This is a genomic window from Pseudomonas sp. MM211 (assembly GCF_020386635.1).
Taxonomy (GTDB): domain Bacteria; phylum Pseudomonadota; class Gammaproteobacteria; order Pseudomonadales; family Pseudomonadaceae; genus Aquipseudomonas.
Map to the genome: position 1 here is coordinate 4135814 of NZ_CP081942.1, position 14505 is coordinate 4150318.

14 protein-coding genes are annotated in these 14505 nt (G+C 61.4%); 3 read left to right on the top strand and 11 right to left on the bottom strand.

The features are described 5' to 3' along the window. Nucleotides 1-2: 2 nt before the first annotated feature. The 5 genes from K5Q02_RS19020 to K5Q02_RS19040 form a co-directional block, all read right to left on the bottom strand. Nucleotides 3-1664 (bottom strand): vWA domain-containing protein, encoded by a 1662-nt coding sequence (locus K5Q02_RS19020; protein WP_225833169.1) that lies wholly within the window; start codon nucleotides 1662-1664, stop codon nucleotides 3-5. 70 nt (nucleotides 1665-1734) lie between these two features. Continuing rightward, nucleotides 1735-3177: an aminotransferase-like domain-containing protein gene (locus tag K5Q02_RS19025; RefSeq protein WP_225839764.1), complete on the bottom strand. Its 1443-nt coding sequence runs from the start codon at nucleotides 3175-3177 to the stop codon at nucleotides 1735-1737. 152 nt (nucleotides 3178-3329) lie between these two features. Further along, entirely contained in the window at nucleotides 3330-4139 is an 810-nt protein-coding gene (locus K5Q02_RS19030) for an OmpA family protein (RefSeq protein WP_442963932.1), read from the bottom strand. Further along, a complete protein-coding gene (locus K5Q02_RS19035) occupies nucleotides 4136-4408 on the bottom strand; it encodes a DUF4398 domain-containing protein (protein ID WP_442964018.1) in 273 nt (90 codons plus the stop codon). The genes K5Q02_RS19030 and K5Q02_RS19035 overlap by 4 nt, the downstream gene beginning before the upstream one ends. A 90-nt stretch (nucleotides 4409-4498) precedes the next feature. Next, nucleotides 4499-5329, bottom strand: a complete 831-nt coding sequence (locus K5Q02_RS19040; protein WP_225833174.1) for a substrate-binding periplasmic protein — start codon at nucleotides 5327-5329, stop codon at nucleotides 4499-4501. 95 nt (nucleotides 5330-5424) lie between these two features. On the opposite strand from K5Q02_RS19040, the gene K5Q02_RS19045 reads away from it, so the two are divergent. Continuing rightward, nucleotides 5425-6402, top strand: coding sequence for an alpha/beta fold hydrolase (locus tag K5Q02_RS19045; RefSeq protein ID WP_225833177.1), 978 nt, complete (start codon nucleotides 5425-5427; stop codon nucleotides 6400-6402). Nucleotides 6403-6498: 96 nt separating this feature from the next. Here K5Q02_RS19045 and K5Q02_RS19050 read toward each other — a convergent pair whose 3' ends face one another. Together K5Q02_RS19050 and K5Q02_RS19055 are read right to left on the bottom strand one after the other, a co-directional pair. After that, complete coding sequence (locus K5Q02_RS19050) at nucleotides 6499-7428, bottom strand: electron transfer flavoprotein subunit alpha/FixB family protein (RefSeq protein ID WP_225833179.1); 930 nt, start codon at nucleotides 7426-7428, stop codon at nucleotides 6499-6501. After that, nucleotides 7429-8178 carry an electron transfer flavoprotein subunit beta/FixA family protein gene (locus K5Q02_RS19055; RefSeq protein WP_225833181.1) on the bottom strand — a complete coding sequence of 250 codons (750 nt, stop codon included), beginning with the start codon at nucleotides 8176-8178 and terminating at the stop codon, nucleotides 7429-7431. It abuts the gene before it with no gap. 313 nt (nucleotides 8179-8491) lie between these two features. On the opposite strand from K5Q02_RS19055, the gene K5Q02_RS19060 reads away from it, so the two are divergent. Next, nucleotides 8492-10156 (top strand): electron transfer flavoprotein-ubiquinone oxidoreductase, encoded by a 1665-nt coding sequence (locus K5Q02_RS19060; RefSeq protein ID WP_225833183.1) that lies wholly within the window; start codon nucleotides 8492-8494, stop codon nucleotides 10154-10156. Between the two features lie 45 nt (nucleotides 10157-10201). On the opposite strand, the gene K5Q02_RS19065 is transcribed toward K5Q02_RS19060, so the two are convergent. The 3 genes from K5Q02_RS19065 to K5Q02_RS19075 all read right to left on the bottom strand — a co-directional run bounded on the left by K5Q02_RS19065 (nucleotide 10202) and on the right by K5Q02_RS19075 (nucleotide 12157). Then, a complete protein-coding gene (locus K5Q02_RS19065) occupies nucleotides 10202-10768 on the bottom strand; it encodes a DUF1285 domain-containing protein (RefSeq protein WP_225833185.1) in 567 nt (188 codons plus the stop codon). A gap of 43 nt (nucleotides 10769-10811) precedes the next feature. Next, a complete protein-coding gene (locus tag K5Q02_RS19070) occupies nucleotides 10812-11417 on the bottom strand; it encodes a DUF4823 domain-containing protein (RefSeq protein WP_225833187.1) in 606 nt (201 codons plus the stop codon). A gap of 101 nt (nucleotides 11418-11518) precedes the next feature. Further along, nucleotides 11519-12157: a TetR/AcrR family transcriptional regulator gene (locus K5Q02_RS19075; RefSeq protein WP_225833189.1), complete on the bottom strand. Its 639-nt coding sequence runs from the start codon at nucleotides 12155-12157 to the stop codon at nucleotides 11519-11521. A gap of 74 nt (nucleotides 12158-12231) precedes the next feature. On the opposite strand from K5Q02_RS19075, the gene K5Q02_RS19080 reads away from it, so the two are divergent. Next, nucleotides 12232-13365, top strand: coding sequence for an aminotransferase class V-fold PLP-dependent enzyme (locus K5Q02_RS19080; protein ID WP_225833191.1), 1134 nt, complete (start codon nucleotides 12232-12234; stop codon nucleotides 13363-13365). 296 nt (nucleotides 13366-13661) lie between these two features. Here K5Q02_RS19080 and K5Q02_RS19085 read toward each other — a convergent pair whose 3' ends face one another. Then, on the bottom strand, nucleotides 13662-14444 hold the full coding sequence (locus K5Q02_RS19085) for a TatD family hydrolase (protein WP_225833193.1): 783 nt from the start codon (nucleotides 14442-14444) through the stop codon (nucleotides 13662-13664). Nucleotides 14445-14505: the final 61 nt, after the last annotated feature.

Genomic DNA, 14505 nt, shown 5'->3' on the forward strand with positions numbered 1-14505 from the left:
ACTCAGTCGACTCCGGTGGCACGGGAATCCCCAGTTTGCAGGCTTTGCGCCAGTTCCACCAGTTGCACGAATTCATTGCGCAGGCCAAATGGATCGTCGCCACGGCTGCCCCGCGCCAGCGCCGCCGTAGCGGCCCAGTCGAAGCTTGCAGTGTAGCGGCCCCCGCTCAATTGCTGGGCGAAGGCTGCCACTGAGGCCGCGAAGCGCAGGTCTTCACTGGCTTTGCTGATTGGCGTGTAAGACGCTTGCGCCTGGATGGCGGTTTCCAGCAGGCGGCTGTGGTTCTGCTCGGGCGTCTTGTAACGGATGCGCAACCAGGCCAGTTCGCTATCACCCGCGGCCGCTTGCGCCGCCTGACGATAGCGCAGCGGCTCCAGCCGACCCTGGTTGCCGACCGGCACGATCTCGTAAAGCGCGGTCACGCTGTGCCCGGCTCCGATGTCGCCAGCATCGACCTTGTCGTTACTGAAGTCTTCACGCTTCAGCGCGCGGTTCTCGTAACCGAGCAGACGGTACTCGCTGACTTGAGCCGGGTTGAATTCGACCTGAATCTTCACATCCCGGGCGACCGTGGCCAGGGTCGAGCTGAGCTGTTCGACCAGCACCTTGCGCGCCTCGCGCAGGTTGTCGATGTAGGCGTAGTTGCCATCACCGGCGTCGGCCAGCTGCTCCATGAGTCGCTCATTGTAATTGCCCGTACCGAAACCCAGAGTGGTCAGCGAGATACCGCTCTTGCGCTTGTCGGCAGCGAGCGCCTTGAGGCTCTCGAAATCGCTGATGCCGACATTGAAGTCACCATCGGTGGCCAGCAGGATGCGATTGATACCGCCTTTGATGAAGCCCTTCTGCGCCTGCTGGTAGGCGAGCTGAATGCCCGACTCCCCTGCCGTCGACCCGCCAGCCTGCAACTGCTCGATAGCCGCGCGGATGTCAGCTTTACGCGAGCCCGACGTGGGCTCAAGTACCACGCTGGAGTCACCGGCATAGACCACCAGCGAAACGCGATCCTGCGCCCGTAACTGGTCGACCAGCAGTTTCAGGGTGCTCTGCACCAGCGGCAGCCCTTCGGGACGATCCATCGAGCCAGATACGTCGACCAGAAACACCAGGTTGGCGGCCGGCAACTCGGCGACCTGCAGGTCGGACGCTTTGATGGCGATGCGCAGCAGGCGGCTCTGCGGATTCCATGGCGTCACCGCCAGCTCGGTGCCGACCCCGAACGGCGCCGAGCCGCTGGGCATGGGGTAGGCATAGGGAAAGTAATTGACCAGCTCCTCCAGGCGCACTGCCTCGGCCGGTGGGAGCCGCCCCTTGTTCAGGAAGCGCCGCACATTGGCGTAGCTGCCAGTGTCCACGTCGATGCTGAAGGTCGATACCGGCGCCTCGGCAACGGACTGCACGGGGTTGGCAGCCAGGCGCTGGTACTGCTCGCGACTGGCGTCGGCGACTGGCGCATAGGCATGCTCGGCGGCCATTGGCGCGGCCATGCGCGTCATCATCGGTGCGGGACGAACCTGTTTCTGGATCGATGCAACTTCACTGGCAGCTAGGGGCTCGCTGCGCGGCGCCTCGCTGGCCTCTTCATGGCTGGCAGTACAGGCCGCCAGTGACAGCACGACGCCGCTGGCAAGGCCGCATAAAAGAGGTTGGGAAATCATGTTCATGGTGCATCTCCTGGATCGAAAGAGTCGCTCTGATCCAGTAGACGCACGCGTGTCGTGATTCGGGTTAAAACTAGAAGCTGCTGGCAGCCGCCTCCTGGCAAAGCTGGCTGGCCAGCATGCCGAGGGTCATCAGTGCGCGTTCAGCCTCGCGGTTCCACGGTACCCCACAGTTGAGGCGCACGCAGTGGTTGAACTGCTCGGTGTTACTGAAGATCAGCCCTGGGGCGATGCTGATGCCCTGCTGCAAGGCGCTGACGTGCAAGTCCTTGGTGTTGACTCGTGCCGGCAGGCTGACCCAGAGAATGAAGCCGCCGTTGGGCCGGGTTATCTGCGTACCCTCGGGAAAGTACTGCTGCACGGCCAGCTGGAAAGCGCTCAGGTTCTTGCGGTATTCCTGGCGGATGTGCCGCAGATGGCGGTCGTAGCCACCATTCTCCAGGTAGGCCGCCACCGCCATCTGGGTGACACTGCAGGCCGAATGGGTGGTGAACATCTGCAGGCGCTGGATTTCGTCGTGGTACTTGCCCGCGATGATCCAACCGATCCGTACTCCGGGCGAGAGGGTCTTGGAAAAGCTCGAGCAATACACCACGCGCCCTTCCAGATCCCCGGCTTTGAGCGCCTTGATGCGGCCCTGCTCGAACATCAGCTCGCCATAGATATCGTCTTCGACGATCTGAATATCGAAGTCGCTGGCCAGGCGCAGTAGCTGTTTCTGCCGAGCCTCGGGAATGGTGCCGCCCAACGGGTTACTCAGGCGCGCGGTGAGCACCAGCGCCTTGATCGGCCACTGGCTGGCAGCCAGTTGCAGGGCCTCGACGCTGATCCCGGTGGTGGGGTCGCTGGGAATCTCGATGACCTTGAGCCCGAGCAAATCGGCCAGTTGCAGCAGGCCGTAGTAGGTCGGTGACTCGGTGGCGATCAGGTCGCCGGGCCGCGTCAGTACCCGCAGGGACATCTGCAGGGCGTCTACGCAGCCATGGGTGATGATCACCTCGGAGGGGTCGACCAAAACACCCGCATCGCGCATACGGATAGCCACCTGCCGGCGCAGTGGCTCGAAACCAGGGCTGAACATGTAGCTGAAGGCGCGCGGGCTCTGGAAGCGGGTGACCTTGGCCAACTGCTGGTGCAGGGCGCGAACCGGCAGGTAGTCGACGTGAGGCACCGCCGCACCGAGCGGAAACACACCCTCGCGGCGCGCTTCACCGAGTACCTGATTGATAATGCTGCTGCGCGTCACCAGGCCGGGGCGTTCGACCCGGGCGATATCCGGGGTATCGGCGGTCAGCGCGGGGGTCTGGTGCACGTAAAAGCCGGACTGCGGGCGCGCGCGGATAAGGCCCAGATCTTCCAGATTGGCGTAGGCCTGCAGAACGGTGGCGTGGCTGACGCTGAGCTGGGCACTGAGCTTGCGCACGGAAGGCACCCGCTCACCGGGCTGATAGACGCCACGACGGATATCATCCGCCAGCTGCTGAGCGATACGCTGATAGAGCAACAGATTGGTCATGGCCGCTTCATCCCGGGACTGAACCATAACAGTACTCCAACCGAATGTTTCTGTACCGGTACAGCCCTGAAATATCTCGACGATACAGCCATTCGCCTGGCGATAAAAAACCCCGTCCTGTATTACCGTGACGGGGTTCTTGATCGACAGGCTTAGCGAGTGCTGCCTAAACGCCCCTGTTCATCGGAGAACACGATCTCGACCCGGCGATTCTGCGCACGCCCTTTGGAAGAGGCGTTTTCCGCGACGGGGAAGCTTTCGCCAAAGCCTTGAACCTCGATACGCTTGGCATCGACCCCAAGGTCGATCAGCGCATCGGCGACGGTCTGAGCGCGGGCTTTGGACAGGAGCAGATTTTCCTCACGTTTGCCGCTGCTGTCGCTGTAGCCCTCGATACGCACGATGCGCCGCGGGTTCAACTGCAGAAACTGCACCAGCTTCAATACGGTGCGGTTGGCGTTGGTCTTGAGCCCTACTTGACCGGCATCAAACAGCACGTCACCGAGGGTCATCACCAACCCGCGATCAGTCTGTGCGGTTGCCAGGCTGACGATCTGCTCCTCGAGCCAGGCGTTCTGCTCCTGCACGCTTATCAGCTTGGCTTCGCGCAATGCCAATTGCAGGCGCTGACGCTCAAGCTCCAGGCGGGCAGCACGCTCCTGATCCATAGCGAGCTGCGCATGCTCACGAGCGATCTCGCTATAACGCTGGCTCAGGTAGGCGTAATGAGCCACATCGTCGCCGCTGCCCCAATAGCCGGACAGCCGCTCGGCACGCCCCAAAGACTCGCCAGCACGGATAACGTCCTTAGGTGCGCTACGCAGCACTTGAGGATCCTCCTTGACCGACTGGAAGCTGGCTCGGGCAGCCTCCAGCGTAGCGTTATGTTCGTCATTGAGCCCGGCACAACCCGCTAGGGAAATGCCCATCAGCGCCACGGCGCATACGCGCAGCGGACTCATGGCATCGCTCCGAGCTGATTGCGCAGCCGCTCGTTATAGCGATTCAACTCCACCAGTTGCGCCTGACTGCGTAGCGTCAGCACGCGGGCCTCTGCCAGACGGGCATCGAGCTCGGCCTGTTCAGCCTGAATACGCGCGGCGCGATACGCTTTATCGTCCATGGCCGTGTGCGCCTGGACGAGCTTGCTTTCGGCTTGGGTCAGCTCGGCGACGGTCTCGCCGGCTGCAACGGTGCGCGCCTGCTCGATCACCTGCTCGGTCAGACGCATCTGCTCACTGGGAGCGGGGTCGCTGGCACAGCCCTGAAGTAACAGCAGCGCCAGAGCGGCGCCGGTATATCGATAGATCACAGATTAGTCCTACTGATTCGGAACACTGGCGGCCGCTTGCGGTTGTTGCTCTTTCCAGCGCTGCAAGTTGCGCTGCAGAAGGGTTTGCGGCATGCCAGCGGCGGTAAATTCTGTCATTTTCTTGGCCAGTTGTCCGCGCAACCAGGCATCGTTGCAGGCGGAGTTGTGCGACAGCGCCAAGTGCAACCCTTCACTGGATACTGGCGGCTCGAGCACCTGCAAGTCATCCTGCAAGCCCAAAGACGAGGCTAGCGCCTGCCCCGGATAGCGCTCGTAGAGCACATAATCGGTACGGCCCAGCAGCAGCTTCTGGAAGGCCTGAGTCAGGCTGGAGACGCCTTCGAGGGTGAGGTTGTTCTTGGCATAGGCATCGAACGTCTGCCCAAAGCTGTTATTGACCAAGGTATCGCCAGTACGACCATGCAGGTCAGCCCAACTGGCGTAAGGAAAGCCGCTGCCCTTGCGTACCCACACCACGCTCGGTGTAGCCAAAAACGCCGGGTGAATGAAGTCCATACTTTCCAGGCGCGGCACGGTCAGGAAGGCACCGGCCAGCATATCGATACGCCCGCTACGCACGTCTTCCTGCGCCCGCGACCACGGCCCGGCGTAGACGACCTCGATACCAACACCAAGCTCCTCGGAAACCGCCTTGAGCAGGTCGACGGTAGCGCCGATCAGCTGCCCGGGGTTCTGGGGATCACGCCATAGGTAAGGCGGGTACTCAGGATTACCGGTAGCGACCAGCCGCTCGCACTTGCCGGCGGCCTGCACACCACTCGACAACATCAATCCGACGAGCAACCACAACCCTGACCTGACTAAACCTCGCTCAAGCATTGGCACTCTCTCGATTCAAATACCGGCCATCCACCGGTGGAGGATTCATGACATGCTAGCTCATTCCGCCCCCGATAATCAGTGATAGACGCAGCATGAAGAAAATCATTCTGGTGGTATTCGCCCTGCTAACCAGCGCTGCAGCGGTGTTCCTTTATCTTTCACCAGCCGCGCAACTCGCGAGTTACCAGCACCTCGAGCAATGGCGCGCCGGCTTGCATGAACGTCGCGTCACCGTAAACGGCCTGGAAATCAGCTACTACGAAGGCGGCCCGAAGAGCGCCGAAACCGTTCTACTGGTGCACGGCTTCGGTGCCGATAAAAGTACCTGGCTATGGTTCGCTCAAGAGCTTACCGAGCGCTATCACGTCATCATCGTCGATCTGCCGGGTTTCGGCGCCAGTAGCAGGCCAAATGGCAGCTACGATGTCGGCACCCAAACCGAACGCCTGGCTACGTTCATCGATGCCCTGGCGATAAGGCGCCTGCACCTGGTCGGCCACTCGATGGGCGGGCACATTGCAGCGCTCTACGCGGCTCGCTACCCGCAGCAGGTCAGCAGTCTCGCACTGATGGCCAATGCCGGAATCAGCGCGCCAAAACGCAGCGCCTTCTTTGAGCGCCTGGAAGTGCAAGGCGACAATCCTCTGCTGGTAGAAAGTACGCCGCAATTCGACCAGCTCCTTGACTGGCTATTCGTCGCGCCGCCCCAACTGCCAGAGCGCATCCACCAGTACCTGGCGCAACGCGCCATCGGCGATAGCGCTCATCAGCGGCAGGTTTTCGACCATTTGCAACAACGCTACCTGCCCCTCGAACCCGAACTACCGAGAATCAGTGCACCGACGCTGCTGCTCTGGGGCGATCAGGATCGCATCCTGGACGTCTCCAGCATCGAGGTCATGAAGCCTCTACTGGCCAAATCAAGCGTGGTCATAATGAAAGGCTGCGGCCATGCGCCGATGATCGAACGACCGGAGGAAACCGCAACGCACTTCCTGACATTCATCGATGAGGTAACGTTGGGTACGAACCAGGAAGCTATCGAGCGCAAAGCAACGTCTGTTAACTGACAGCAGCAAATCACGGGGCAACGCCCTCGATAGTTGATTCGCGCCCATTAAAAAACCCGCTCACTGAGCGGGTTTTTCGTTACTGCAAAAGCGGGATCAAACCAGCTTTTCCAGCTCCGGTACGGCTTCGAACAGGTCGGCTACCAGGCCATAGTCGGCAACCTGGAAGATTGGTGCTTCCTCGTCCTTGTTGATCGCGACGATCACCTTGGAGTCCTTCATACCAGCCAGATGCTGGATGGCACCACTGATGCCGACCGCGATGTACAGCTGCGGGGCGACGATCTTGCCGGTCTGGCCGACCTGCATGTCGTTCGGTACGAAACCGGCATCGACCGCGGCACGGGAAGCGCCGACCGCTGCGCCGAGCTTGTCGGCCAGGGTGTACAGGTGCTTGAAGTTGTCGCCGTTCTGCATGCCGCGACCACCAGAGACCACGATCTTGGCAGCGGTCAGTTCCGGACGATCGGACTTGGCCAGCTCTTCACCGACGAACGCCGACTTGCCGGCATCGCCGCCCGCCGAAATGTTTTCGATGGCAGCGGAACCGCCCTCGGCCGCCACGGCGTCGAAACCGGTGGCACGCACGGTGATCACTTTCACGGCAGCGGAAGACTGCACGGTAGCGATGGCGTTACCGGCATAGATCGGGCGCTTGAAGGTGTCCGGGCTTTCCACGGAGACGATCTCGGAGATCTGATCGACGTCCAGTTGCGCAGCGACGCGCGGCAGAATGTTCTTACCGTTGCTGGTAGCGGCAGCCAGAATGTGGCTGTAGGCCTTGCCCAGCTCGACGACCAGCGGCGCGACGTTTTCCGGCAGCTGATGAGCGAATGCAGCGTTGTCGGCAACCAGTACCTTGGCGACGCCAGCGATCTTGGCAGCCGCTTCGGCGGCAGCGCCAACGCCTTGGCCGGCGACCAGTACGTGGATGTCGCCACCGATTGCTTGAGCAGCAGCGACGGTGTTCAGAGTCGCTGGTGCCAGCGCGGAATTGGTGTGTTCAGCGATAACCAGGATAGTCATTTAGATCACCTTCGCTTCGGTTTTCAGTTTCTCGACCAGTTCGGCGACCGACTTGACCTTGATACCCGCACCGCGTGCAGCTGGCGCTTCGACCTTGATGGTCTTGACGGTGGAGGCAGTGGAAACGCCCAGCGCGTCAGGGGTCAGGGTTTCCAGCGGCTTCTTCTTGGCCTTCATGATGTTCGGCAGCGAAGCGTAGCGCGGCTCGTTCAGGCGCAGGTCGGTGGTGACGATGGCCGGCAGATTCAGAGCAACGGTTTGCAGACCGCCGTCGATCTCACGGGTGACGTTGACCTTGTCGCCGCTGACTTCCACCTTGGAGGCGAAGGTGCCCTGGGCATAGCCGGTCAACGCAGCCAGCATCTGGCCGGTCTGATTGTTGTCGCTGTCGATTGCCTGCTTGCCGAGGATGACAAGCTGCGGCTGCTCCTTGTCGACCACTGCCTTGAGCAGTTTGGCGACCGCCAGGGAGTTCAGCTCTTCGGCCGACTCGACCAGAATGGCGCGATCGGCGCCCAGTGCCAGAGCGGTACGCAGTTGTTCCTGCGCTTGGGTCGGGCCGATGGAGACGACCACGATTTCGCTGGCGACGCCCTTCTCTTTCAGGCGCACGGCCTCTTCAACGGCGATTTCGCAGAAAGGGTTCATCGACATCTTGACGTTGGCAAGATCGACGCCGCTATTGTCCGGTTTGACGCGAACCTTGACGTTGTAATCGACCACTCGTTTGACAGCTACAAGAACCTTCATGGATTCCTCGTTACTCTCCGGTGAATAGGAATGTCGCCAGAAGCGAGCATGCGGGTGATGCAGGCAAGCAAACACCATAGCTCAGGCGGCGAGCGCAAAACCGCCCGTATCTTGACCGTCCGACCTGGCTCGGTCAATACGCCCTGGCTGCGAGCCATTCGTGTTGTAGCCCGATTCTAGCAGGCCTACAGAAAATTCAAACAAACGTTTGTATTGGCCCTAATCGAGGCTGGCTATATACTGCGCGAGCGTGCCTTGGGAAGGTTGCTGGCTCGCCATGAAAAATTAGAGAGCCCTGATGAGGAGATAGCCCGTGGAACGCGAATTTATGGAGTTCGACGTCGTCATCGTCGGCGCCGGCCCTGCCGGCCTGTCCGCCGCTTGCCGCCTGAAGCAGAAGGCCGCCGAGGCTGGCCAGGAAATCAGCGTTTGCGTGGTCGAGAAAGGCTCCGAAGTGGGTGCCCACATCCTTTCCGGCGCTGTCTTCGAACCGCGAGCCCTGGACGAACTGTTCCCCGACTGGAAGGAACTGGGCGCGCCGCTGAATACGCCGGTCAAAGGCGACGACATCTACGTGCTGAAAGATGCCAACAGCTCCGTCAAGGTTCCGGGCTTCTTCGTGCCCAAGACCATGCACAACGAAGGCAACTATATCATCTCCCTCGGCAATCTGTGCCGCTGGCTGGCCCAGCAGGCCGAGAATCTCGGCGTGGAAATCTACCCGGGCTTCGCCGCTCAGGAAGCGCTGATCGATGAAAGCGGCGTGGTGCGCGGCATCGTTACCGGCGACTTGGGTGTCGACCGTGAAGGCAACCCGAAGGAAGGCTATTACACCCCGGGCATGGAACTGCGCGCCAAGTACACGCTGTTCGCCGAAGGCTGCCGTGGCCACCTCGGCAAGCAACTGATCAAGAAGTACAACCTCGACAGCGAAGCCGACGCTCAGCATTACGGCATCGGCATCAAGGAAATTTGGGACATCGACCCGAGCAAGCACCAGCAGGGCCTGGTGGTGCACACCGCTGGTTGGCCGATGGACATCATGGGCACCGAGAACACCGGCGGCTCCTTCCTCTATCACCTGGAAAACAACCAGGTGGTGGTCGGTCTGATCATCGACCTGTCCTACGCGAACCCGCACCTGTCGCCGTTCGACGAATTCCAGCGCCTCAAGCATCACCCGGTATTCAAGCAGTACCTCGACGGCGGCAAGCGTGTCGCCTACGGCGCCCGGGCCATTGCCAAGGGCGGCCTGAACTCGCTGCCGAAGATGGTATTCCCCGGCGGCGCTCTGATCGGCTGCGATCTCGGCACCCTCAACTTCGCCAAGATCAAGGGCAGCCACACCGCCATGAAGTCCGGCATGCTGGCTGCCGAGGCCATCGCCGAGGCCCTGGCTGCAGGTCGTCAGGGTGGCGACGAGCTGGGCAACTATGTCAATGCCTTCAAGGCCAGCTGGCTGTACGACGAACTGTTCCGCAGCCGTAACTTCGGCGCGGCGATCCACAAGTACGGCGCCGTGGTCGGTGGCGGCATCAACTGGGTCGACCAGAACCTGTTCGGCGGCAAGCTGCCCTTCACCCTGCACGACAACAAGCCGGATTACGCCTGCCTCAAGCCTGCCGCAGAGAGCAAGAAGATCGATTACCCGAAACCGGACGGCAAGCTCAGCTTCGATAAGCTGAGCTCGGTGTTTCTTTCCAACACCAACCACGAAGAGGAGCAGCCCTGCCACCTCAAACTGGCCGACCCGAGTATTCCGATCAACAAGAACCTGCCGCTGTACGACGAACCGGCGCAGCGCTACTGCCCGGCCGGCGTGTACGAAGTGGTCGCCAATGACGATGGCAGCAAACGCTTCCAGATCAACGCGCAGAACTGCGTGCACTGCAAGACCTGCGACATCAAGGACCCGGCCCAGAACATCACCTGGGTGGCGCCGGAAGGGACTGGCGGGCCTAACTACCCCAACATGTAAGTGCTGAACTGAAAAAGGCTCCCTTGGGAGCCTTTTTCATGGGCGCTATTCCAGCGGCCCGATAGGAAAGAACACGCCACCACTCCACACGCCCAGCCAGGGCTGGCCGTCGATTTCACGAGTTTGCGCCAGCTCGACCAACTGGTAGAAAACGTTGCGATGGATCAGCGCTTCCAAGTTGGCCCGTACGTGCACATAGGGCGATGGCTCCTGTGTCTGCGCATCCAGTTCGACCCGCAATGGATGCTCGGCACCCGCCTCGACCTCGTCGCCAACATTGCTGACGAAGCGCAGCACCTGCCCTTCACCCTGCCCCGACACCTGCACGGAGACCGCCACGAACGGCGCGTCATCGACCTTGATGCCGACCTTTTCTACCGGCGTGACCAGAAAGTAATCGTCGCCATCACGGCGAATGATCGTCGAGAACAGCCGTACCATGGCTGGCCGACCGATGGGCGTGCCCATGTAGAACCATGAGCCGTCGCGGGCGACACGCATATCGATATCGCCGCAGAAATCGGGATTCCACAGATGCACCGGCGGCATGCCCTTGCTACCCGCTGGCGGAATCTGCGCCAGTAGATCACCGGCCTTGTCGCTGTCACTCATTAACCGTTCCTCACGCTCCGTGGAGCACCAGGCGGCAGTGCCCTCAACGACTGAATCCGAGCAGTGTACGCGCATAATCCTCGAGCGGCGCGCGGATCAGATCCTCTGGACTGGCGTCGTAGAACGTCAGGAATCCGCCACGACTGCGAATCCGCGCAGTGTCTACCAGATAACGGGTATTGGTCTCGATCAGCATCAGCTGCAGCACGCTGCGGTCGGTACCGAGCCGATCGAAAGCCTCCTGATCTTCCCACTCCTCCATGGTGCCGATACGGTCATCGGCATAGGCGAATCGGGTGTAGAGCAGATAGTGGGCACCGGCGGCGCGGGCCTCACCCAGCGCCTCGTCCAGGCCGACAGGGGCTCTGGCGCGGCGCACCATGGGGAAGTATTCAACGAAACCGCGGAATGCTTCCTCGGCCACTACGTTGGGCCGTGGGTAGGCGTGCTTGCCACTTGGCGCGAAGTGGCCCTGGGCAATGTAGATGAACGAATCACCCTGCAACCGCCAAGACGCCGAGCGCCGCACCTTGCTGTGATCCAGCACGCCTGCATCACGCAGGTGGTAGGTGGCGCCATCGGCCATATCGCTGACATTCATGCAGCCAGCCAGGCTCAGCAATATGGCCAGGGCGAACAGATTACGCATGTGAACTCTCCCGACACCGGCGACGGAAAACCGGCGAATGACTGCTCCAAGCAGGTTTCGCGCCAGTCGGCTCACGCGTGGCCCGAATCGGGCCCAAAGGTTCAGGCGGGAGGCGTCTCGCTATCGCGCTTGCGCTTGTTGCCCATGCGCACGCCGATATCCATCAGGAACTGGAAGAAGCCTTCCTGATCTTCCAGCACATTGCTCCAGAACGGCGAGTGATAGAGCGCCACGGCCCCATGCACCAGTGCCCAGGCAGCGCAGTAGTGGAAGTACGGTGGCACGTCTTCGAGCTTGCCCTCGCTGATGCGACCCTTGATCAACTGGGTGAGACGCTCGAAGTTGGAGGCGCGAATGCTGTGCAACTGCTCGACCAGCTCAGGCACCTGATTGCCCTTGACCACCTTCTCTTCGAGGCGGTCGAACAGCCGGTAGCGCTGCGGGTCACGCATGCGGAATTCAAAGTAGGCCCGCGACAGCGCTTCCTTGTCACGGTCGATATCGGACGAATGCAGCAACTCGTTCAGATCGCGCTCGTAGTCGAGCATCAGCCGCAGGTAAATCTCCGCCTTCGACTTGAAATGCTTGTAGATGGTGCCTTTGCCGATACCCACGGCGTCAGCAATCATCTCCACAGTCACGCTGTCCTCGCCCTGCTCGAGGAAGAGTTTCAGGGCAATGTCGAGAATCTCCTGCTCGCGGCGGCGAAACTCACGGATCTTGCGGGGTTCTTTCTGCATAAGGAAATGACAAGGTCGGAATTCAAGTCCGGTATTATGCCTAACTAACGCCAAATTGCACGGATCACGCGCTCATGAATGCCATCATCGACGAGTTTCCCCAACCGGCCGATCTCTACTACCTGAATCACGCTGCAGTCGCCCCCTGGCCGGCACGCACCGCACGGGCCGTAGAGCGCTTTGCCCGCGAGAACATCACCACGGGCGCGCGTGATTATCCGCAATGGCTGGAAACAGAACGCCGTCTGCGCGAGCGCCTGGCACGCTTGCTCAACGCGCCCTCACGAGCCGACATCGCACTGGTCAAGAACACTTCGGAAGCCCTGTCGTTCGTGGCTTTCGGCCTGGACTGGCGTGATGGTGACCAGGTCATCATCAGCACCGAGGAATTCCCGTCCAACCGTATCGTCTGGGAAGCACTGCGCCCACAGGGCGTGGAAGTCGTCCAGGTCAACCTTCAGGACGGCGATGCCGAAAGCGTCTTGCTCGCCGCCTGTACGCCCCGTACCCGTCTGATGGCCATCAGTGCCGTGCAATACGCCAGCGGTTTGCGCCTGGATCTGCAGCGCCTCGGTACCGGCTGCGAACAGCGCGGCGTTCTGCTCTGCGTCGATGCCATCCAGCAGCTGGGCGCCATGAGCGTGGACGTGCAAAGCAGTCGTTGCGCCTTCGCCATGGCCGATGGTCACAAGTGGCTGCTCGGCCCTGAGGGCCTGGGCGTGTTCTATTGCCGTCAGGATCTGCGCGAGCAGCTGACCCTGCACGAATACGGCTGGCACATGCTCGAGCACGCTGGCGACTATGACCGTGACGACTGGCAGCCGGCCCGCAGCGCCAGGCGCTTCGAATGCGGCAGCCCCAACATGCTCGGCGCCATGGCGCTGGAAGCGAGCCTGTCGCTGCTCGAAGAGGTAGGCATGCCGCAGGTCGAACAGGCCGTGCACCAGCGCGTACAGTGGCTGCTCGACGGCCTGCAGGACATCGCCGGCGTACAACTGCGCAGTGTCATCGAGCGCGAGAAACGCGCAGGCATCCTGACCTTTTCCCTGAACGGCTGGGACAATCGCGCCCTGCACGAACGCCTCAAAAGCGAACAGATCATCTGCGCTCAACGCGGAGGCGGCATTCGCCTGTCGCCGCACTTCTACACCGAGCCACGGATTATCGAACACACGCTGAAGCTGATACGGCGACTGGCCAGCGAATAAGCACTCAGCAGCGGGAAAAATATTCCAAATCCGTTTAAAGCCGGAGATGGACGTCTGCCGCACATGGCCAATACTTCAAGTACCGGTGCGGCATGCCCCCCAAGTGTCGCAGCGGCCGGAGTGCCGAGGATCGCGCACTCCGCTTGACTCCTAAAGGTCTTGACCCGGCTTCCGTGCGAAACCGGGTTTTTTTTGGCTAGCCACTCCTGTCAGCAACCCTTCGAGCCGGCGCCGCGTCGTTAAAAATGGCGCCCGAGCATAGTTAGGATCTGCAATGGCGACCTAACGGGTGCGGCTCAGGCTACCCGTGCCAACGGGAACAGGCGCTTGAAGTTCTCGCCGGTCTGCCACGCTAGCTCTTCGTAGCTAACGCCACGCAGCACTGCCAGGTACTCGGCAACATCACGCACGTACTCTGGCAGGTTCGGCTTGCCACGATGGGGGATGGGCGCCAGATAGGGCGAATCGGTCTCCACCAGCAGGCGATCGGCGGGCACCTGGCGGGCGACTTCACGCAACGCATCGGCGTTGCGGAAGGTGACGATACCGGACAGCGAAATGTAGAAGCCGATATCCAGCGCCGCTTTGGCCATCTCCCAGTCCTCGGTGAAGCAATGCAGCACGCCGCCCTGGGGCAACGCCGCCTCGCGCAGCAGCGCGAGGGTGTCGGCACGCGCTTCGCGGGTATGCACGATCACCGGTTTGCCAGTGATCTGCGCGGCTTGCAGGTGCAGGCGGAAAGCCTCCTGCTGCAGCTGCGCCGCTTCCGGTTCGTAGTGGTAGTCCAGGCCAGTTTCACCAATGGCAACAACACCTGGGTGATCCAGCTCGGCAAGCAGCCAGTCCAGCGCCGGTGCACTGCCAGGTTCGAGATCGAGCGGGTGGATGCCGACGGAGCAGTCGACGTCGGTGTAGCGCTGCGCCAGCTCGCGTACGTTGGCAGCGTTCTCGGCGCTAACACCAATGCACAGGAAGTGGCCGACACCACGAGCGCGGGCGGCTGCCAGGGCGTCGTCCAGCGAACCGCCACGGGCGGCTAGGTCGAGACGGTCGAGATGGCAGTGGGAATCTATGAGCATAAATCAGAGCCTTGAGCGGCAAGCGTGGCGGCGCACGGGATCAGGCAGACAGCGAGGCCTG